At 70.8% G+C, this 17,824-nt stretch carries 21 protein-coding genes; 12 read left to right on the forward strand and 9 right to left on the reverse strand.

What is annotated here, in order from left to right; all coding sequences use genetic code 11:
- Window positions 1-2 precede the first annotated feature (2 nt).
- Window positions 3-374: a nitroreductase family deazaflavin-dependent oxidoreductase gene (locus HNP44_RS09260; RefSeq protein WP_259140002.1), complete on the forward strand. Its 372-nt coding sequence runs from the start codon at window positions 3-5 to the stop codon at window positions 372-374.
- A gap of 189 nt (window positions 375-563) precedes the next feature.
- A complete protein-coding gene (locus tag HNP44_RS09265) occupies window positions 564-1,313 on the forward strand; it encodes an SDR family NAD(P)-dependent oxidoreductase (protein WP_259140001.1) in 750 nt (249 codons plus the stop codon).
- A gap of 81 nt (window positions 1,314-1,394) precedes the next feature.
- Here the strand turns inward: HNP44_RS09265 and rpsO are convergent, their stop codons facing one another.
- Entirely contained in the window at window positions 1,395-1,664 is a 270-nt protein-coding gene (gene rpsO / locus HNP44_RS09270; RefSeq protein WP_224649620.1) for a 30S ribosomal protein S15, read from the reverse strand.
- Between the two features lie 90 nt (window positions 1,665-1,754).
- Window positions 1,755-2,717 (reverse strand): bifunctional riboflavin kinase/FAD synthetase, encoded by a 963-nt coding sequence (locus HNP44_RS09275; RefSeq protein ID WP_224649622.1) that lies wholly within the window; start codon window positions 2,715-2,717, stop codon window positions 1,755-1,757.
- Between the two features lie 34 nt (window positions 2,718-2,751).
- On the opposite strand from HNP44_RS09275, the gene HNP44_RS09280 reads away from it, so the two are divergent.
- Window positions 2,752-3,450 (forward strand): metal-dependent transcriptional regulator, encoded by a 699-nt coding sequence (locus HNP44_RS09280; protein WP_082791466.1) that lies wholly within the window; start codon window positions 2,752-2,754, stop codon window positions 3,448-3,450.
- Here HNP44_RS09280 and HNP44_RS09285 read toward each other — a convergent pair.
- Window positions 3,440-4,039 (reverse strand): TetR/AcrR family transcriptional regulator, encoded by a 600-nt coding sequence (locus HNP44_RS09285; protein ID WP_259139999.1) that lies wholly within the window; start codon window positions 4,037-4,039, stop codon window positions 3,440-3,442. The genes HNP44_RS09280 and HNP44_RS09285 overlap by 11 nt on opposite strands.
- 79 nt (window positions 4,040-4,118) lie before the next feature.
- Between HNP44_RS09285 and HNP44_RS09290 the strand changes: the two genes are divergently transcribed.
- Both HNP44_RS09290 and HNP44_RS09295 read left to right on the forward strand, forming a co-directional pair.
- Window positions 4,119-4,874 (forward strand): SDR family oxidoreductase, encoded by a 756-nt coding sequence (locus HNP44_RS09290; protein ID WP_259139998.1) that lies wholly within the window; start codon window positions 4,119-4,121, stop codon window positions 4,872-4,874.
- Entirely contained in the window at window positions 4,874-6,064 is a 1,191-nt protein-coding gene (locus HNP44_RS09295) for a Cmx/CmrA family chloramphenicol efflux MFS transporter (RefSeq protein WP_259140288.1), read from the forward strand. Before HNP44_RS09290 ends, HNP44_RS09295 begins: the two co-directional genes overlap by 1 nt.
- Here HNP44_RS09295 and HNP44_RS09300 read toward each other — a convergent pair.
- Together HNP44_RS09300 and HNP44_RS09305 are read right to left on the reverse strand one after the other, a co-directional pair.
- On the reverse strand, window positions 6,051-6,719 hold the full coding sequence (locus HNP44_RS09300) for a DNA alkylation repair protein (RefSeq protein ID WP_259139997.1): 669 nt from the start codon (window positions 6,717-6,719) through the stop codon (window positions 6,051-6,053). The two genes, HNP44_RS09295 and HNP44_RS09300, sit on opposite strands and share 14 nt — an antisense overlap.
- A 32-nt stretch (window positions 6,720-6,751) precedes the next feature.
- Window positions 6,752-7,831: a citrate/2-methylcitrate synthase gene (locus HNP44_RS09305; protein ID WP_259139996.1), complete on the reverse strand. Its 1,080-nt coding sequence runs from the start codon at window positions 7,829-7,831 to the stop codon at window positions 6,752-6,754.
- A 54-nt stretch (window positions 7,832-7,885) separates the two neighbouring features.
- On the opposite strand from HNP44_RS09305, the gene HNP44_RS09310 reads away from it, so the two are divergent.
- The 3 genes from HNP44_RS09310 to HNP44_RS09320 all read left to right on the forward strand — a co-directional run bounded on the left by HNP44_RS09310 (window position 7,886) and on the right by HNP44_RS09320 (window position 10,669).
- Window positions 7,886-8,998 carry a citrate/2-methylcitrate synthase gene (locus tag HNP44_RS09310; protein ID WP_259139995.1) on the forward strand — a complete coding sequence of 371 codons (1,113 nt, stop codon included), beginning with the start codon at window positions 7,886-7,888 and terminating at the stop codon, window positions 8,996-8,998.
- Window positions 8,999-9,007: 9 nt separating this feature from the next.
- The gene (locus HNP44_RS09315) at window positions 9,008-10,135 is read left to right on the forward strand and encodes a GNAT family N-acetyltransferase (RefSeq protein ID WP_259139993.1); all 1,128 of its coding nucleotides are present in this window, start codon (window positions 9,008-9,010) and stop codon (window positions 10,133-10,135) included.
- 252 nt (window positions 10,136-10,387) lie between these two features.
- The gene (locus HNP44_RS09320) at window positions 10,388-10,669 is read left to right on the forward strand and encodes a hypothetical protein (RefSeq protein WP_259139992.1); all 282 of its coding nucleotides are present in this window, start codon (window positions 10,388-10,390) and stop codon (window positions 10,667-10,669) included.
- Between the two features lie 4 nt (window positions 10,670-10,673).
- Here HNP44_RS09320 and truB read toward each other — a convergent pair whose 3' ends face one another.
- From truB to HNP44_RS09335, 3 genes are read right to left on the reverse strand one after another with little or no spacing between them, the layout of a single operon-like run.
- Window positions 10,674-11,579 (reverse strand): tRNA pseudouridine(55) synthase TruB, encoded by a 906-nt coding sequence (gene truB / locus HNP44_RS09325; protein ID WP_259139991.1) that lies wholly within the window; start codon window positions 11,577-11,579, stop codon window positions 10,674-10,676.
- A gap of 1 nt (window position 11,580) precedes the next feature.
- Complete coding sequence (locus tag HNP44_RS09330) at window positions 11,581-12,249, reverse strand: 4'-phosphopantetheinyl transferase family protein (RefSeq protein ID WP_310437678.1); 669 nt, start codon at window positions 12,247-12,249, stop codon at window positions 11,581-11,583.
- Window positions 12,249-13,262 (reverse strand): metallophosphoesterase family protein, encoded by a 1,014-nt coding sequence (locus HNP44_RS09335; protein ID WP_259139990.1) that lies wholly within the window; start codon window positions 13,260-13,262, stop codon window positions 12,249-12,251. The genes HNP44_RS09330 and HNP44_RS09335 overlap by 1 nt, the downstream gene beginning before the upstream one ends.
- An 86-nt stretch (window positions 13,263-13,348) precedes the next feature.
- Between HNP44_RS09335 and HNP44_RS09340 the strand changes: the two genes are divergently transcribed.
- The 3 genes from HNP44_RS09340 (at window position 13,349) to HNP44_RS09350 (ending at window position 16,966) form a co-directional block, all read left to right on the forward strand.
- Window positions 13,349-14,290: an ABC transporter substrate-binding protein gene (locus HNP44_RS09340; protein ID WP_259139988.1), complete on the forward strand. Its 942-nt coding sequence runs from the start codon at window positions 13,349-13,351 to the stop codon at window positions 14,288-14,290.
- 70 nt (window positions 14,291-14,360) lie between these two features.
- Window positions 14,361-15,173 (forward strand): ion transporter, encoded by an 813-nt coding sequence (locus tag HNP44_RS09345; protein ID WP_259139987.1) that lies wholly within the window; start codon window positions 14,361-14,363, stop codon window positions 15,171-15,173.
- Window positions 15,174-15,268: 95 nt separating this feature from the next.
- A complete protein-coding gene (locus tag HNP44_RS09350) occupies window positions 15,269-16,966 on the forward strand; it encodes a purine-cytosine permease family protein (RefSeq protein WP_374758759.1) in 1,698 nt (565 codons plus the stop codon).
- 17 nt (window positions 16,967-16,983) lie between these two features.
- On the opposite strand, the gene HNP44_RS09355 is transcribed toward HNP44_RS09350, so the two are convergent.
- Window positions 16,984-17,370 carry an HNH endonuclease gene (locus tag HNP44_RS09355; protein WP_259139985.1) on the reverse strand — a complete coding sequence of 129 codons (387 nt, stop codon included), beginning with the start codon at window positions 17,368-17,370 and terminating at the stop codon, window positions 16,984-16,986.
- A 128-nt stretch (window positions 17,371-17,498) separates the two neighbouring features.
- Between HNP44_RS09355 and HNP44_RS09360 the strand changes: the two genes are divergently transcribed.
- Window positions 17,499-17,783, forward strand: coding sequence for a zinc ribbon domain-containing protein (locus HNP44_RS09360; protein WP_259139984.1), 285 nt, complete (start codon window positions 17,499-17,501; stop codon window positions 17,781-17,783).
- The last annotated feature ends 41 nt before the right edge of the window (window positions 17,784-17,824 follow it).

The following is a 17,824-nucleotide window of genomic DNA, read 5'->3' on the forward strand; positions in this document are numbered from 1 at the left end:
GCATGCAGCTGCCGCAGTCCCTCGCCCGCTTCAACCGCCGCGTCACGAACCCCGTCCAACGGCTGTGGGCCGGCTGGGCGCCCAGCTTCGCCATCATCGAGCACACCGGCCGCACGTCGGGCACGCCGTACCGGACGCCGGTCACCGCCTTCGGGACCGAGGACGGGGTGGCGATCCTGCTGACCTACGGCCCCGACCGCGACTGGCTCAAGAACCTGCGCGCCGCCGGCGGAGGCCGAGTGGTGCGCGGCGGCAAAACCCGCGCCGTCACCGCTCCGCGCGTGGTCTCGCGGGACGACGCGGCGAAGCTGGTGCGGAGCCGCACCTTCTCCCGCCTGCCCTTCGACGAGGCCGTCCTCCTGACCTACGCGTAGCGCGCGCCGCCCGCTCCCGCTATCGGTCTTCACTCTTCATGCCGTTGCAACGCAATGGAGAAGAGGAATCGGTAGCGGGAGCAGAGTCTCGATCGATCCACCGATGTTCGGTGCTGCGCCGCCGACTGGGAGTGAGTGACCGCCGAGCTCGCCGCTGCGGGGTCATCGAAATCGTGAGACATTCAAACTATGACGAGACGTGCAGTGGTGACGGGCGGCGGTACGGGGATCGGGCGGGCGATCGCGCACCGTCTGGCGTCCGACGGGAACGACGTCGTGATCGTGGGCAGGCGCGCGGACGTGCTCGCGGAGACCGCGTCCGCGATCAACGCCGCGCTCGGCGCGGAGCGGGTGTCCGCCGAGGTCGCGGACCTGGCCGATCCGTCCGCCGTCGACGGTCTTGCCGGCCGGATCGGCGCGGCGCGCACCGTCGACGTGCTGGTCAACAACGTCGGCGGCAACCCGGCCCGCGACGGCGCGTCTGACGACCTCGCCGGGACGGCGGAAGCGTACGCGACGACGTTCCGGCTCAACGTGATCACCGCCGTCCTCGCGACCGAGGCGCTGCGGCCGTACCTCACCCGACCCGGCGGCCGGATCGTCTCGATCAGCTCGATCGCGGGGCTCCGCGGGCCCGGGCCCTACGGTGCGGCGAAGGGGGCCCTGCACGCCTGGTCGGCGGGGCTCGCCCTGGAGCTCGCCCCCGAGGGCGTGACCGTCAATGTGGTCGCGCCCGGATTCGTGCCGGCGACGGAGTTCTGGGCCGACCGCCTCACGACCGAGCTCCACGACAGCCGGATCGCGCAGATCCCGGCGGGTCGCGCCGGCACGCCCGAGGAGGTCGCCGCCGCCGTGGCCTACCTCGCCGCACCCGACGCGGGCTGGACCACGGGCCAGATCCTGCAGGTCAACGGCGGCACGCTCCTCGGCCGCGGCTGACGCCCCGGGGACCGGCGGACCCGGAGACGCCGAACGGCCCGCCCCGGAGATCCGGGAGCGGGCCGTTCGGCATGAAGGCTCTTAGCGACGCAGGCCGAGGCGCTCGATGAGCGCGCGGTAGCGGTTGATGTCGACCGAGGCGACGTACTTCAGCAGGCGGCGACGACGGCCGACCAGCAGCAGCAGGCCGCGGCGGCTGTGGTGATCGTGCTTGTGCTGCTTGAGGTGCTCGGTCAGGTCCGTGATGCGCTTGGTCAGCATCGCGACCTGCGCCTCGGGGGAACCGGTGTCGGTCTCGTGCAGGCCGTACTCGGCGAGGATCGACTTCTTCTGCTCAGTGGTGAGCGACATGGAGGAACTCCTTGTTTCAGTATCGCGTCGTCATGGATCCGTGCCGCCACCGCGAACCGCAGCAGGCACGATCGACCACGTTACCAGCAGTCAGGGGATTCCCAGAATCGCGCGGGTCTTGTCGACGTCCCCGCCCATCGCGATGAGCAGCGCGTCGATGGAATCGAACCGCTCCATGCCGCGCACCCGGTCCACGAAATCGACGGCGACGTGCTGCCCGTAGAGATCGGCGGAGGTGTCCAGCACGAAGGCCTCGACGGTGCGCGTGCGTCCCGAGAAGGTCGGGTTGCTGCCCACCGACACTGCGGCCGGATACCGCTCGCCGGGCGTCACCTGCCCCACCACGGGGCCCGCTCCGAGCACGGTGAACCACGCGGCGTACACGCCGTCGGCGGGGATCGCGGCGAACATCGGCGGGGCGACGTTCGCCGTCGGGAAGCCGAGCTCGCGGCCGCGGCCATCGCCGCGCACGACGACGCCCTCCACCCGGTGCGGGCGCCCCAGCGCCTCGGCGGCGGCCTTCACGTCGCCCGCGTCCACGCAGGAGCGGATGTACGTCGAGGAGTAGGTGACCGAATGCTCCGTGAGCAGCGGCACCGCGTCCACGGAGAAGCCGAACTTGTGGCCGAGCCTCGCCAGCATCTCGACGTTGCCGAGGGCGCGGTAGCCGAAGGTGAAGTTGTCCCCCACCACGACCGCGGCGGCGTGCAGCCGCTCGACCAACACGGAGTGCACGAAGTCCTCGGCCGGTTGCGCCATGACCGTGGCGGTGAAGGGCATCACGCAGAAGACGTCGATGCCGAGCTCCTCGGCGAGCTCGGCCCGCCTGGTCAGCGTCGTCAGTTGCGGCGGATGCGATCCGGGCCGCACCACCTCCGCGGGATGCGGATCGAACGTCATGAGGACCGCGGGAAGGCCACGCTCGTGGGCCTCCGCGGTCGCGCGTGCGATCAGTTGGGCGTGTCCACGGTGTACACCGTCGAACACGCCGATCGTTACGACACAGCGTCCCCAGTCCGCGGGAACGTCATCGAGCCCTCGCCAGCGAAGCACGCACTCACCCTATCGGACGGCCTATGGTGGGTGCGTGCCCAAGCCTCCCCTGCCCGATTCGCCGCGCCCCGTCGGCGAGCTGTCCGCGGTGACGCAGGACTACCTCAAGCAGATCTGGACCGCCCAGGAGTGGTCCGATGTGAAGGTCACGACCAAGTCGCTCGCCGATGCGCTCGGTGTCTCCGCGTCCACCGCCTCCGAGGCCATTCGCAAGCTCGCCGACCAAGGCCTGGTCGACCACGAGAAGTACGGGGCGGTGACGCTCACCGACGACGGCCGCGCCGCCGCCACGGCGATGGTGCGCCGGCACCGGCTCCTCGAGACCTTCCTGGTCTCGGAGCTCGGCTACGGCTGGGACGAGGTGCACGACGAGGCCGAGGTCCTAGAGCACGCAGTGTCCGAGCGCTTCCTCGCGCGCCTCGACGAGCGACTCGGCTACCCCGACCGCGATCCGCACGGCGATCCGATCCCCCAGCCCGACGGCACGGTCCCCACCCCCGACGCCTGCCTGCTGTCCGAGCTCGCGGCGGGCCAGTCCGGCACCGTCGCCCGCATCTCCGACTCCGACCCCGAGATGCTGCGCTACTTCCAGGAGGTCGGCATCGCACCCGATGCGCGGATCGAGGTCGTGGAATTGCGCAAGTTCCTCGGGACCGTCGCCGTCACGGTCGACGACGGTGCGCCGCTGGACCTGGGCGACGTGGCCGCGCAGGCCATCTGGGTCAGGAGCTGACGGGCCAGGCGCCCGCGGCGATCGCGGCCACCGCCTCCAGCTCCTCCAGCGGCACCCCCTCGCGGGCCGCCGCGGCGAGGCCGTTCAGGGTCGCGAAGGTGAAGCGGGCCAGGGCCGTCGCATCGACGGCGGCGGGCAGCTCGCCGGACGCGACATCACGGGCGATCCGCTCTGCCAGGCGCCCGACGTTGGCGGACCGCATCGCGATCATGTAGTCCGTGACCTCGGCGTCCGCCGTGCCCGCGTCGCCGCTGACGACGAGGCAGCCACGGGGCAGGCCCGCGCGCGTGTACCGCCGCGGCCCCTCGGCGAGGAGGCGGAGGACCACCGCGTGCGCGGTGGACTCCTCCGCGAACGCGAGGTCGATGAAACCGCCGTAGGTGCGGTCGTACTCGGCGACGGCCTCCTCGAACAGGCGTCGCTTGTCGCCGAAGGCGCGGTAGAGGCTCGGCGCCTCGACGCCGAGGCGCTCCGTGAGGTCGCGGATCGAGGTGGCCTCGAAGCCCTTCTCCCAGAACAGCAGCGCGGCGGCGCCGAGCGCGGCGCCCCGGTCGAAGGAGCGCGGCCTGCCGCGGGTCGTCGTCGCCATGACCTCATTCTATAGCGATCGCTACGAATTGCTGCTAGCTTTCTTTCCGTAGCACTCACTACGAAAAGGAGCGGAACACGTGAGCGACGATCTGGCAGGAAAGTACGCGCTGGTCACCGGGGCGAGTCGCGGGATCGGGCGAGCGATCGCGGACGACCTCGCGGACCGCGGGGCGACGGTGGCGGTCCACTACGGCGCGGACCGCGAGGCGGCGGAGGGCGTCGTGCGCGCGATCGAGGAGCGCGGCGGCCGGGCGTTCCCGATCCGGGCCGACCTCGCCGACAGGGACGCGTCGGCGCACCTGTGGAAGCAGTACGACCGGGAGGCCCCGCGGGCCGACATCGTGATCAACAACGCCGGAATCCTCGGCGGGCGAGTCCCGTTCGCCGAGGTCCAGGCGGACGTCTTCGACCGGGTCCTGGCCATCAACACCCGCGCGCCGTTCTTCGTCCTCCAGCACGCGCTCCCGCGACTGGCGGACGGCGGCCGGGTGGTGAACATCTCCACGCGCTTCACCCACGGCTCGTACAACCCCGCGCTGCTCCCCTACGCGATGTCCAAGGCGGCGGTCGACGCGCTGACCCACGCCGTCGCCAAGGAGCTGGCGCCCCGCGCCATCACCGTGAACGCGGTCGGGCCGGGCGGGACGGCGACGGACATGAACGCGGCGCGGCTCGCGACGGCGGAGGGGCGTGCGGCCATGGCGGCGGACTCGCCGCTCGGGCGGATCGGACAGCCCGCCGACGTGGCGGGGATCGTCGGCTTCCTGGTCTCCGACGCGGCGGGCTGGGTCACCGGCCAGTGGATCGACGCGAGCGGCGGGTCGCTGCTGTGATGCCGCCGGCCGTCGTCGTCCTCGGATTCGGCATCTTCGCGCAGGGGACGTCCGAGCTGATGCTCGCGGGCATCTTGCCCGACGTCGCCGCAGACCTGCAGGTCTCGATCCCCCGGGCGGGCCTGCTCATCTCGGTGTTCGCGCTGGGCATGATGGTCGGTGCCCCGATCCTCGCCCTCGCGACGCTGCGCTGGCCGAAACGGCGGGCACTGCTGGTCTTCACCACGATCTTCGCCGCCACCCACCTGGTCGCGGCGACCACCGACTCCTTCGCCGTCCTCCTCGCGACCCGGTTCGCCGGCGCCTTCGTCTACGCCGGCTTCTGGGCAGTCGCCGCGACGACGGCGATCGGCCTCGTGCCCGAGGACCGCCGCGGGCGGGCGATGAGCGTCGTCGCCGGCGGACTCACGCTCGCGACGGTCATCGGCCTTCCCGCGGGGACCGTGCTCGGCCAGCACCTCGGATGGCGCGCGACCTTCCTCGCGGTCGCGATGGCGACCACCGTGGCGGGGGTCGCGGTCGCGACCACCGTCCCGGCACGGATCACGGGAAGCGGACCGTCGCACCCCCGGGAGGAGGTGCGCGCACTGCGGACCGGTCGGCTGTGGACGTCGTACGCCATCACCGCGTTCTCCATCGCCGCGCTGCTCATCAGCTTCGGCTATCTCGGCGCGATGCTGCTGGAGAGCTCGCACGCCGCCCCCGGGACGGTGCCCGTCGTGCTCGCGCTCTACGGTGCGGGCGCCGTAGCGGGCATCGCCGCGGGCGGGCGGCTCGCGGATCGTCGACCCGGCTCAGTCCTGGTGGGCGGTGCGGCGGCACTGGCAGTCGCCTCGGTGACGCTCGCGGTCGCCCTGCCTCATCCGGCCGCCGCCGCCGTCGCGGCGGCGCTGCTCGGCGCGGCGGGATTCGTGACGAACCCCGCGCTGAACTCGCGAGTGTTCGCCCTCGCCCCGGGTGCGCCGACACTCGCGCCGGCGTTCACCGTGGCGGCGTTCAACGTCGGGATCGCGGTGGGGCCGTGGCTGGGTGGAACACTTCTCGACCTGGGGGCGTCCTACCGCGCGCTGCCGCTCGCCGGAGCGGTCCTGGCCGTCGTGGCGGCCGTGCTCGCGGCACTGGACGGCACCGCCGCACGGCGGGTCCGGCCGGCGGCGGAACGAGCGACCGTGTGCCTCACAGGTTCTTGAGTGCCTCGCGGCGGGACAGGCCGCTGAGCTCGGCCTCGTGGTCTGCCACGTAGCCGCGGACCCAGTCCGGGTCGGTCTTGGCGTGCTCGCGCAGCGCCCAGCCGATGGCCTTGCGCAGGAAGAACTCCGACTCGGGCAGGGCGGGCTCGATGACGTCGCTGAGCACTGCGGTGTCGAGCCTGCCCTTGCGGCCGAGCTGCGAGAGGATCGCCAGCCGACGCAGCCACAGGTCCTCGCCGAGGCTCCACGCCCGGACCACCGCCGCCGTGTCCTCGGGGTGGGCGTCGTGGAGCGCAGCGATGTGCCGGGCGGTCTCGTCGACGTGGTCCCACCAGGCCCCGGTGACGGCGATGTGCTGGTGCAGCGGGAGCAGGGCCGGGTCGCCCCGGCCGAGCCGGTAGCGCAGCAGATTCTGCGCGGCGTAGCGCTCCTCGCGGTACTCGGCTCCGTCCCACAGCGTGAGGACCACGTCGCGCAGCTCGTCGAGGTCCGCGGGCGGGTGCTCGCGCCGCACGGCGGCCGTGATCGCGCGCACCTGCGGCGAGGGCACGCCGAGGAAGGGCATCGCGGACTTCATGTACGCCTGCATCTTCGGCGCCCGGTCGGGGTCCGCCACGGCCCGCAACTCCGCCTTGATCCCGTCGACCAGCTTCACCTCGTCATCACCCGCGCCACGCTACGCGGCCGTCAGCGCACGCCCCCGCTATTGGTGCCCCGCCAGCGCAGCGGCGCCTCGTCGTACTCCTCCGCGATGTGCGCCGCCATCCCGACGGTCCGCCCGTACTGGAACAGCACCTCCGTCGCCCGCGCCGGGAGCCCCAGCGTGTGCGCCACGGCCGCGCCCGCCAGGTCGATGTTGACCGCCCGGCCCGTGCGGGCGGCGAGCTCCGCGACGGCCCGCAGCGCGGGCGCGTCCGGGTCGTCCGCGCGCATCAGGCCCAGGACGACGGTGGCGCGCGGATCCTCCCCCGTGTAGACGATGTGCCCGAATCCCGCGAGGTGCCCTCCCCACGCGGCGTCGACGATCGCCGCGTCGACGTCACCGCCGCTGAGGACCTGCCCCAGCATCGCGTACGCAGCGGCCGGGGCGCCGCCGTGCAGCACGCCGGCCATCGCGCCGTACCCGGCCAGCAGCGCGTCGTAGAAACCAGCCCGCGCGGACGCGGCGACCCGGGCCGCCGTCGTCGAGGCGGCGAGGCCGTTGTCGATCAGGCAGGTCGCGAGCGCGTCGACCCAGGGGTGGTCGAGGCGCGCCTCGGGGACGAACCCCGCCAGGACCGGCAGCAGGCCGAGCGCGCGCTCGGCGACGTGCGTGCGGTCGGCCCGCACCGGGTCCTGTGCGGCGAGCAGTGCGACAGCGAGCGGAATCCGGCGTTCGAGCGCCACCGCCCGCGCAGGGTCCAGGTCGACGGTCGGCGGCGCCACCACCGCGTCCACGTCCACCTCAAGGACGAACCGCGCGGCCGCCGCGAAGTCCAGCTCCGCACAGACCGCGGCGATCGGCCGACCGCGCAGGTGCAGCGCGTCGCCGCGCAACGAGGAGACCCGGGTCGTCACGGCCCGGAACCGGAGGAGGCGATCGGCCTCCCGCCGGCCGTCGTGCTTGGCCGCGGCGAGCGAGTCGACCTCGGTGCGATCGAAGAGCGACTCCGCCTGCCCCGGCATGCGCCGCGAATGCAGCACCCCGCGACTGACGTAGGAGTACAGAGTGCCGCGTTTGACGCCGAGCCGCTCGGCGGCCTCCGAGGTCGTGATCCACCGGTCCACGGGTTGATTGAATCAACATTGCAGTAGTTGATCAACATCGCTCACACTCGGTGCATGACCACACCGCTCATCGCCCCGGCGGGGCTCAAGAACGTCATCGTGACCGACACAGCGATCGGCGACGTCCACGGCGAGGAGGGCTACTTCCACTACCGCGGCCACGACGCCACACGCCTCGCGGCGGAGGTCACCTTCGAGGATGCCTGGCACCTCGTGCTGTTCGGCAGCCTGCCCGGGCTGTCCGACGGCGCCGCGTTCGCCCGTCGCGTCGGCGCCCGGCGCGTTCTACCGGGCGGCGTGCTCGACGTGCTGCGGGCCACCGTCGGGCCGGACACCGAGCCGATGCACGCGTTGCGCGTGGCGCTCGCCGCACTCGGCCTCGACGACCGGCCGCTCATGGACCTTGCCGAGGACGAGCGCACTGAGGCCGCGCTGCAGTACGCCGCGGTGACGCCGACCATCCTGGCCGCGGCGCACCGATTGGCGCGAGGGCAGCGACCCCTCGACGCCGACCTCACCGCCGGCCACGCCGCCGACTACCTGCGCATGGCCACCGGGATCGCGGACGCGGACGCCGCGGCAGCACTGCAGACCTACCTGGTCGCGACCATCGACCACGGCTTCAACGCCTCGACCTTCGCCGGGCGGGTGATCGCGTCCACTGGATCAGACATATCGTCATGCCTCCTCGGTGCCCTCGGCGCCTTCCTCGGTCCGCTGCACGGCGGTGCGCCGAGCCGGGCGCTGGCCGCGCTAGACGAAATCGGCGATCCGTCGAACACTCGCGCCTGGGTGCGCGGGAAGATCGCCCGCGACGAGAAGATCATGGGCTTCGGGCACGCCGTGTACCGCACGCACGACCCGCGGTCGGAGCTACTCAAGGAAGTGGTGACCGGATTCGACTCCCCACTGGTGAGACAGGCCCGCGCGGTCGAGGCCGAGATCGAGGCGGGGATCAACGAACTGAAGCCCGGTAGGCGTCTCTACGCGAACGTCGAGTTCTACGCGGGCGTGCTGATGACCGAGGTGGGTCTGCCGCCGTCCATGTTCACGCCCACCTTCGGCGTCGCCCGCGTCGTCGGCTGGACCGCGAACGTCCTCGAGCAGGTCCGACAGGGCAAAATCATCCGCCCGTCCGCCCGCTACATCGGAGAGAACTTGCAGTAGCATAATCGGGTGAGAACACAGTCGGCCTCCGGACGCTTCCGCATCGGCCAGCACACCGTCGAACTCCGTGCACCCCGGCTCTCGGATGCCGACTCGTGGCGCCGCACCTGCCTGGAGCACGAGGAGCGGCTGCGCCCCGCATTCGGCGACGCGAACGCCGATTGGGTCTCCGAACACTCGTCGACGGCGTGGGCCGACAAATGGTGGTGCGCACGGACGGACCCGTTCGTCGTCCACTCCCGCGTCCTGATCGCCGGGGACGGAACCGATGCGCGCATGGTGGGTCAGGTGGAGCACGTCGGCCCCGACCCACGGACGGGCCACGTCGAGACCTCGATCTGGATCGCGGGAGTACCGAAATCGTCCCCCTCCATCGCCCAGTGGGCGCTCGCGACGTGCGTACTCGACGTACTCCTCATGTTTCCGGATGTCCCGCGAGTCATCGGACCGGTGTACGTGCACAACCGCGCCGCAGCGGCCCTCGGCGAATCGGTCGGATTCGAGCACGTCCAGACTTTGCGCCGACTCCGCGAGTACGCGGGACAGCCCGCAGATCATGCGATCTACGCCATCGAGAACACCGCCGAGGTGCGCGCCGCGCTGGCCTCGAACGTCGATGGGATCGCAGCGGTCCCGCTGCCTCGGAGCAGGGCCGCCGCGCCCTCACTCGCGGCGACGCTCGGCGCCGCCCGGCTCGGCGCGCGCAAGGTGCGTGGTCGCATGCGCCGGTCGAATCCGATCGACGCACCCCACGCACTTCCAGGAGTGGCACGCGCCGCCGGAGACCACACGGTCGAGTTCCACGCCAGGCGTGGCGGAGTGTACGAGGCGCACGTCGACGGCCGGCCGGCCGGCACGGCCCAGGTGTCCGTCGACGTGGGGACCTCCACGACGGAGATCATCGACCGTACGTCCCACGAGCTGCCCGCAGGAACGGCCGACGCAGTAGTCATCGCCGCGTGCCGGGCCGCTGCTCAGCACCAGGAAACCCGGCGGTTGACGATCGCCGCGGCCGACCCGAGCCCGCGCGTCACAGACGCGCTGGCGACCATCGGCTTCCGCCCCGAGGGGGCCACGTGGCCCACCCGCGGCGACGAATCCACGCCGCGCGCGACGTGGACCCGCCTGCGCGAGTAGCGGATCGGACGTCGCCGTCTGACGGTGCGTACGCTCCGGGCCTGATACCCAGAGGCGAGCCGTCCTCGGCAGATGCCCCTAATGGTGGACAAAAGTCCGGATATTTGCGATATCATCCCATTCATGGCCATGACGTCGAACACCGGTCACCTCCGCATCGGCGAGAATGAGTACAGCACTTGCGCAGTAGCATTCGAGGTTGCAGGTGATGGGCGGTACCTGGCGTCAGTGGATGGCAGTCCAGTCGGTGACGTGCAGGTGACCATCGACCTGAGGACCTCCACGACGGAGGTCATCGACAGAATCCCGCGCAACGCGGCGACAGACGCGGCCGTCACTGTGATCATCGCGGCGTGTGGCGCGGCCGCGGAGCACCAGGCCACCCGGAGGCTGACGATCGCCATGGCGGATCGTCACGCGTCGGCCACGCCCGCGCTCGAAGCGCTCGGTTTCGTCTCCGAGGGCGCTACGTGGCCCACCCGCGGCGATGAGTCCACGCCCCGCCAGGCGTGGACCCGATTCTCAGACGGCTGATCCCTCACGCGGCGGGCCGGACCACGAAGACGGAGCTCGCGCGCTTCCCCGACTCCTGGAGCAGTGCGAAGACGCGGCCGTCAGCGGTCGCCGCGGCGTAGACGCCGGGCAGGCCGACCGGGTCGAGCCACCGCCCCAGCGCCAGGTCGGCGGACTGCTCCTCAGTGATCTCACGGACGGCGAAGCCGGCGGCGATCGCATCGTCGATGCCGTAGGACAGGCGCGGAGTCTCGAAGAGGTCGTCCACAGTGATCGCGTGGTCGAGCCCGTACGGACCGACGCGGGTGCGGCGCAGCGCCGTGAGGTGCCCACCGACGCCGAGGCTCACGCCCACATCGCGCGCAAGCGCCCGGACGTAGGTGCCGGATGAACATTCCACGGTCACGTCGACGTCGAGGAAGTCGCCCTCACGTCGGAAGGCGTGCGCGGCGAACTCGTCGACGGTGACCGGGCGAGCCTTGAGCTGCACATCCGCCCCCTCGCGGACCAGCTGGTGGGCCCGCCTGCCATCGACCTTGATGGCGCTCACCGAACTCGGCACCTGCTCGATGTCGCCCGTCAGCGGCGCCATCGCGGCGCGCACCGCGTCCTCGTCGAGGCGTTCGGCGGAAGCCCCGCCCGTGACCTCACCTTCGGCGTCATCGGTGGACGTCGACGCACCGAGACGGACAGTGGCCGTATACGCCTTGGTGGTGAGCGCGAGGTGGCCCAGCAGCTTCGTGGCGCGCTCGATGCCGATCACCAGCACGCCCGTGGCCATCGGGTCAAGGGTGCCGGCGTGGCCGACCTTGCGGGTCCCCATCGCGCGCCGGCACCGTGCGACGACATCGTGGCTGGTAAGGCCCGCGGGCTTGTCGATGATGACGAGTCCGGCGCCGTCGGGCTCGAGAAAGCCTCTCGCGGTGGTCATCTCACACCACCGCGATCGAGGTCACGATGAGGCCGTCGGTGATCCGCCACCGGCCGTCGAACGCGGCGACGGGCGCACCACCGTCAACGGTTCTGCCGTCGATGAGGATCCGAGAGCGGAAGGTGCCCTCCGCCGCGCCGTCGGTGCGCTCGGCGAGGTCGAAGGTGATCTCCGCGTCCTCAAAGCCCAGCCAGCGCCCGGTGATCGGGTTCCACGCCTTGTACGTGGCCTCCTTCGCGCAGAACAGCAGGCGGTCCCAGTGCAGCCCGTCGTCGGGGCGCCCGGCGAGCACCTCCCGCTCGGACTCCACGGAGACCGTCGGCAGCACCTTGTCCGGCAGGGCGAGATGCGGCTCGGCGTCGATGCCGATGGTGCGCACCCCCATCCGGTAGCCCACGACCGCGCCCCGGTAGCCGTCGCAGTGCGTGAGGGCGCCCACGATATTGCGCGGCCAGTCCACGCCGCCGCCCTCGCCCTTGACGAGGACTGCATCGCCGATACCCAACTCGCCCAGCGCCTCCCGGGCGAGGTGGCGCACCGTCGCGTACTCGGCCTGCCGCTTGGGCACGGCCTTGGCGATCTGAGCCGCCTCACGCGGATGCAGGGGCGCGTCCAGATCGGCGTGCGCCTCCCGGGCGACCACGCCGCGCGGCAGCATCGACTGCAGGATCACTTCTCCCCCTCCTTCGCCCGCGCCGCCCGGCGCTCGGCGATCCGCTCCCGTGCAGCCACCCGGCGGTCGCCGAGGCGGGCCTGTGCCTTCGCGCGTTCGGCAGCGAAGCGCTCCGGGTCGTCCCGGTACTTCGGGTCCACCCGGAAGTGCACACCGTAGTGCCCGAGCGAGGCCTCCGTGTAGTCGGGCGCGGGCAGGATCCGGCGCAGCAGGGGCACGGGCAGGCCCCGCTCCTGCCATTCCCGCGGATAGCCCACGGAAACCTCCTCGAACCGCACCCCGTCGTACCAGGTGGTGCGGGGGATGTGCAGATGGCCGTAGACGACCGCCTCGGCGTTGTAGGCCGTGTGCCAGTCCCGTGTCTCGACGGTGCCGCACCACAGCGCGAAGTCCGGGTAGAAGAGCACCTCGGTGGGCTCGCGGCGCAGCGGCCAGTGGTTCACGAGCACGGTGCGGGTGCCGGCCGGCAGCGCGGCGAGGCGCCGGCGGGTGTACTCCAGCCGGGCCCGGCACCAGGCGTCGCGGGTGGCGTACGGCTCAGGCGAGAGCAGGAACTCGTCGGTGGCGACGACGCTCTTCTCCTTCGCGCGGGCCAGCGCCTGGAGCGTGGTGAGGCCCTCGTCGCGGAAGCTGTAGTCGTAGAGCAGGAACATCGGGACGATCGTGACGGGCCCGGCGTCGGCGTCGTCGAACACCGGGAACGGATCCTCCGGCGTGAGCACCCCGTGGTGCCGGCAGATCTCCACCAGGTGGTCGTACCGGGCCTCGCCGAAGACCTGCATCGGGTCCTTCGAGGTGGTGTACAGCTCGTGGTTGCCCGGGACCCAGATCACCGTCGCGAACCGCGGAGCGATGGCGGCGAGCACCTCGTCGAGTTGGTCAGTGCGTTCGCAGAGGTCACCAGCGAGGATCAGCCAGTCATCCGGCGACTCAGGCCACACCTTGTCGACGACGCCCTCGTTCCCGCGGTGCCCGACGTGCAGGTCACTGATCGCCCAGAGCTTCGCCACCCCTCCACGCTACCGGGCGCCGTCGGGGTGACCGCGCACGCCGACCTTCTACCAAGGCAAGCCTAACTGAATGCTATCTTTCCGGCATGACGATCGCCTCGGGACCGAACCGCCGCCGATTCCTCGCCGCCACCCTCGCGGTAGCGACCACCGTCGCGCTCACCGCGTGCGGATCCGGCGGCGACGGCGCCGAACCCGCCCAGACGCGCACCGTCACGCACGCGATGGGCGAGACGAAGGTGCCGAACGACCCGCAGCGCATCGTCGTCATCGACTCGCCGCACACGGACGCCCTGGTCGCGCTGGGCATCACGCCGGTCGGCGCCGCCGTCGCGGCCGCGAACGAGGGCTTTCCCGGCTACCTGCGCGACAAGCTGGACGGCACGGCGAACGTGGGCCTGATCGCCAGTCCCGACATCGAGGCCATCGCGAAGCTCCGGCCCGACCTCATCATCGGCTCGAAGGTCCGGCACGAGAAGCTCTACCAGCAGCTCTCCGCCATCGCGCCCACCGTGTACTCGGTGGACACCGGCACCAACTGGAAGGAGCAGGCGAACATCACCGCGCTGGCCGTGAACCGCACGGAGCAGATGGCCACGCAGCTCGCCGCACTCGACACCCGCGCCGCCGAGGTGGGCCGCAAGGTCGGAGCGCCGGGCAAGTCGGTCTCGATCGTGCGGTGGCGCGCGAACGGCACGTTCCGGATCTACGGCCCCGGAACGTTCTCGGGCAGCGTGATCACCGCGATGGGCTTCAGCATTCCGCCGAAGCCCTGGAACGAGTATTCGATGATCGAGCCGTCGCTGGAGAACTTCGCGGAGATCAACGGCGACTTCGTCTTCCACACCCCCGGCGCCAACTCGGCTGCCACGCAGCGGACCGTGACCGACCGCTGGGGCGCGCTGCCCGCCGTGGCCGCCGATCGCGCGTACGCGGTCGACGACGAGACCTGGATGGTGGGGATCGGCGTACTCGGCGCCGGCCGCATCATCGACGACGTGCAGCGGCACCTGCCTCCCGCGGCGTGATCGCGTCCCCGGAGGCCGGTCCGCACGGACCTGCCGCCGGGCGCACGTCGGCTCAGTAGTGTCGGACGCGATGAACGCCACGACTGACGCCCGACTCGCCCCCTACCCGCGGAAGCCGCCCGTCCTGTGGACCGACTGGGCCATGGTCGTGCTGGCCTTCGTCTCCGTGGGGCTGATCGTCTGGATCACGTTCTTCGAAGTCTCCCCAACCACCCTCACCACCGTCCTCATTGTGGACGCGGTGATCTGTGCGGTCTTCGCCGCCGAGTTCTTGTGGCGCTGGCGCCAGGTGGGCTGGCACCGCCGATTCCTCCTCGTCAATTGGTACGAGATCCTCGGCATGATCCCCGCCGCCGTCGTGACCTCGCCCATCCCCCGCGCCTTCCGCATCATCCGCATCGCGGTCGCGCTGGCCAGGCTGGCCCGCGCCATCGACCGGATCTACGGGGACCGGATCACCGCGGCCGTCGTCAACCGGGCTACCGACACCGTCATCGACGCCGTCAAGCGGCCGATCACCGTGGCCGTCCTCGACGAAGTCGCGGAGGTGCTCAAGTCCGGCCACTACACCAAGAACATCGCGGCCGCGCTCGAGGAGAACCAGCCCGAGATGACGGGCATGATCCTCGAGACGATCAAGAACGACCCGCAAACGAGGCGGGTCAAGTACATCCCGTTCCACGACGAGATCATCCAGTTGATCGTCGACACCACGTTCCGGATGGTGCTGCAAGTGCTCGCCGACGAGCGCACGGACGAACTGGTCGCCGACATGCTGCGCGAGAACATCGATCAGATCCGCGACTCCGTCAAGCGCAAGGAGGACGCGGCGGCGAGGGCGAAGCCGGGCAACATCGCCGTCACACGGCACCCGGCCCCGTAACCGATCCGTTACGGCGCAGTCACCCCAGCTGAACCCCGCGGCAGCACGATTTCCCCAACCCCGCGCCGCGTGGTGTGGGCCGGAAGGGAACAACCGTGACCGCACTGCAACCCGCGGAAGCCGACGGCGCACCGTCGACCGCGCTCCGCGACGCCGCCGCGCGCGAGACGCTCGAGGACTACACCCTGCGGTTCGCGCCGCGCAGCTACCGCAAGTGGGGGCCGGCCGTGGTGGCCACCTCGGCGCTGGGCGGCATCGCCTACCTCGCCGATTTCGCCATCGGCGCGAACATCGGCATCGCGAACGGCACCGGCAACGCGTTGTGGGGTATCGGCTTCTTCGCGCTGGTCATCGTACTGACCGGTTACCCGCTGGCGTATTACGCGGCGCGGTACAACATCGACCTCGACCTCATCACCCGCGGCAGCGGTTTCGGCTACTACGGCTCGGTGCTGACGAACGTGATCTTCGCGTCGTTCACCTTCATCTTCTTCGCCCTTGAGGGCTCGATCATGGCGCAGGGCCTTGAACTCGGCCTGGGCATCCCGCTCTGGCTCGGATATCTGCTCTCGTCAGTGCTGATCATCCCGCTGGTGATCTACGGCATGAACACGCTCGCGAAGCTGCAGGTGTGGACGACCCCGTTGTGGCTCGTGATGATGGTGCTGCCGTTCGGCTACCTGCTGTTCAAGCACCCGGAGGCCATCGGCGACTTCTTCGCCTTCGGCGGCATCGACACCGCCACCGGCGAGCCCCTGCACAAGGGCGTCAGCTTCGCCGGCACCATGCTCGCCGCGGGCGTGTGCCTCTCGCTGATCGCGCAGATCGCCGAGCAGATCGACTACCTGCGCTTCATGCCGCCCAAGACCCCCGAGAACTCTCGTCGCTGGTGGACCGCCGTGATCACCGCGGGCCCCGGCTGGGTGTTCTTCGGCGCCATCAAGCAGATCGTCGGTCTTTTCCTGGCCGTCTACCTGATCGGGATCACCATCGACAACGCCGGCATCGCGAACCAGCCGGTCCACCAGTTCGTGGAGATCTACCAGGACTTCCTGCCGCACTGGCTCGCGCTCACCCTCGCCGTGATCCTCGTGGTGATCAGCCAGATCAAGATCAACGTGACCAACGCGTACTCGGGCTCGCTGGCGTGGACCAACAGCTTCACCCGCGTCACCAAGACCTACCCCGGTCGCCTGGTGTTCCTCGTGTTCAACGTCGTCATCGCGATCGTGCTCATGGAGGCCGACATGTTCAGCTTCCTCAACAATCTGCTGAACTTCTACGCCAACTGCGGCATCGCCTGGATCGTCGCCGTCGCCAGCGACATCGCGATCAACAAGTACCTGCTGAAGATCTCGCCGAAGGTCCCCGAGTTCCGCCGCGGCATGCTCTACGACATCAACCCCGTCGGCTTCGTCTCGGTGATCGTCGCGGCCGGGCTCTCCATCGCCGCGTTCTTCGGGCTCCTCGGCTCGGGCCTGCAGCCCTACTCACCGCTGGTCGCCCTGGTCCTCGCACTCGTGCTGCCTCCGGCCCTCGCCGTCGCTACACGGGGCAAGTACTACCTGCGCCGGTCCGACGACGGCATCGACCTGCCGATGTTCGACGAGTACGGCAATCCGTCGGGCGAGAAGCTCCTGTGCTGCGTGACCGGTGTCGAGTTCGAGCGGCCCGACATGGTGGCCTCCGCGGTGCCCGGCGCCGACGGCAGGAAGCAGTACATCAGCTCGCTGGCCCTGTCGACCGACAAGTCGGGCGCGCACGTCCTGCCCGCGGATCCGCCGGTGCAGTAGGGGCGCACGTCTCGTGCTCAGGCGCCCGACGGTGCCCCGACCTCCCCGGTCGGTGCACCGTCGTCGGCGTCCCGCTCCCGCAGGTGCATCAGGATCTCGGCGTGGCCCTGCAGGAAGGCCCGCTCGTCGAGCTTCTTGCGGCGCATCCACCCCGTCACCTCGGAATTGCATTTGCTCGCATTGCACGAACGGCACGCGGGTACCACGTTCTGCTGGGTGTAGCGGCCGCCGCTCGAGATCGGGAGAACGCAGTCCTTCTGATAGGGCCCCGGTCCCCCGCAATAGGCGCATACGCCCCACAAGCCGACGAGCTCGTCCCACTGTGCGCCGGTCAGATCGTTGTCGGCGGCAGCCACGCGCTTCGCCCTGCGGCGGGCGATCCTCGCCTTGCGCGTCCGTGACACGGGCGGCCTCGTCCGCTTCGGCGGGGGCGTGGACGACTCGGCTGGCACGGGCTCACGATACCCACGAGATTCACTACCGATTCGGTAATTACCCTCCGGCGGCCCCGCGAAAGGAATACCGTCCACTCATGCCTACGTATGAATTCCGCTGCGCCCGTTGCGGACCGTTCGACGCCACCTTCAGCATGCGCGACGTCCCTGACGCCACGGCGTGTCGCTGCGGCGATCCGGCTCCGCGGGGGGTGACAGCGCCGCAGATCGGCCGCGCCGACCGCGGCGCGATGCGACTCCTCGACGCCACGAAGGCCACCGCCGAACGACCCGCCGTCGTCGGCTCCCCCGCGGGCGCGCCGCGCCCGGGCCGCGGGCCGGCACCGTCGGACCCGCGGCACGCGCACCTGCCCCGCCCCTGAGCTCGCACCCGAGAAGGTCCACCGAAAAAGAGAGGTCCGTC

This window comes from Tsukamurella ocularis (assembly GCF_024807615.1).
Lineage (GTDB): Bacteria > Actinomycetota > Actinomycetes > Mycobacteriales > Mycobacteriaceae > Tsukamurella > Tsukamurella ocularis.

Excerpts from the sequence above, each read along its gene's own strand:
- HNP44_RS09260 (WP_259140002.1), top strand. The coding sequence starts at position 3 with ATGCAGCTGCCGCAGTCCCTCGCCCGCTTCAACCGCCGCGTCACGAAC.
- HNP44_RS09265 (WP_259140001.1), top strand. The coding sequence starts at position 564 with ATGACGAGACGTGCAGTGGTGACGGGCGGCGGTACGGGGATCGGGCGG.
- rpsO (WP_224649620.1), bottom strand. The coding sequence starts at position 1,664 with ATGTCGCTCACCACTGAGCAGAAGAAGTCGATCCTCGCCGAGTACGGC.
- HNP44_RS09285 (WP_259139999.1), bottom strand. The coding sequence starts at position 4,039 with ATGGCGACGACGACCCGCGGCAGGCCGCGCTCCTTCGACCGGGGCGCC.
- HNP44_RS09295 (WP_259140288.1), top strand. The coding sequence starts at position 4,874 with ATGCCGCCGGCCGTCGTCGTCCTCGGATTCGGCATCTTCGCGCAGGGG.
- HNP44_RS09310 (WP_259139995.1), top strand. The coding sequence starts at position 7,886 with ATGACCACACCGCTCATCGCCCCGGCGGGGCTCAAGAACGTCATCGTG.
- truB (WP_259139991.1), bottom strand. The coding sequence starts at position 11,579 with ATGACCACCGCGAGAGGCTTTCTCGAGCCCGACGGCGCCGGACTCGTC.
- HNP44_RS09340 (WP_259139988.1), top strand. The coding sequence starts at position 13,349 with ATGACGATCGCCTCGGGACCGAACCGCCGCCGATTCCTCGCCGCCACC.
- HNP44_RS09345 (WP_259139987.1), top strand. The coding sequence starts at position 14,361 with ATGAACGCCACGACTGACGCCCGACTCGCCCCCTACCCGCGGAAGCCG.
- HNP44_RS09360 (WP_259139984.1), top strand. The coding sequence starts at position 17,499 with ATGCCTACGTATGAATTCCGCTGCGCCCGTTGCGGACCGTTCGACGCC.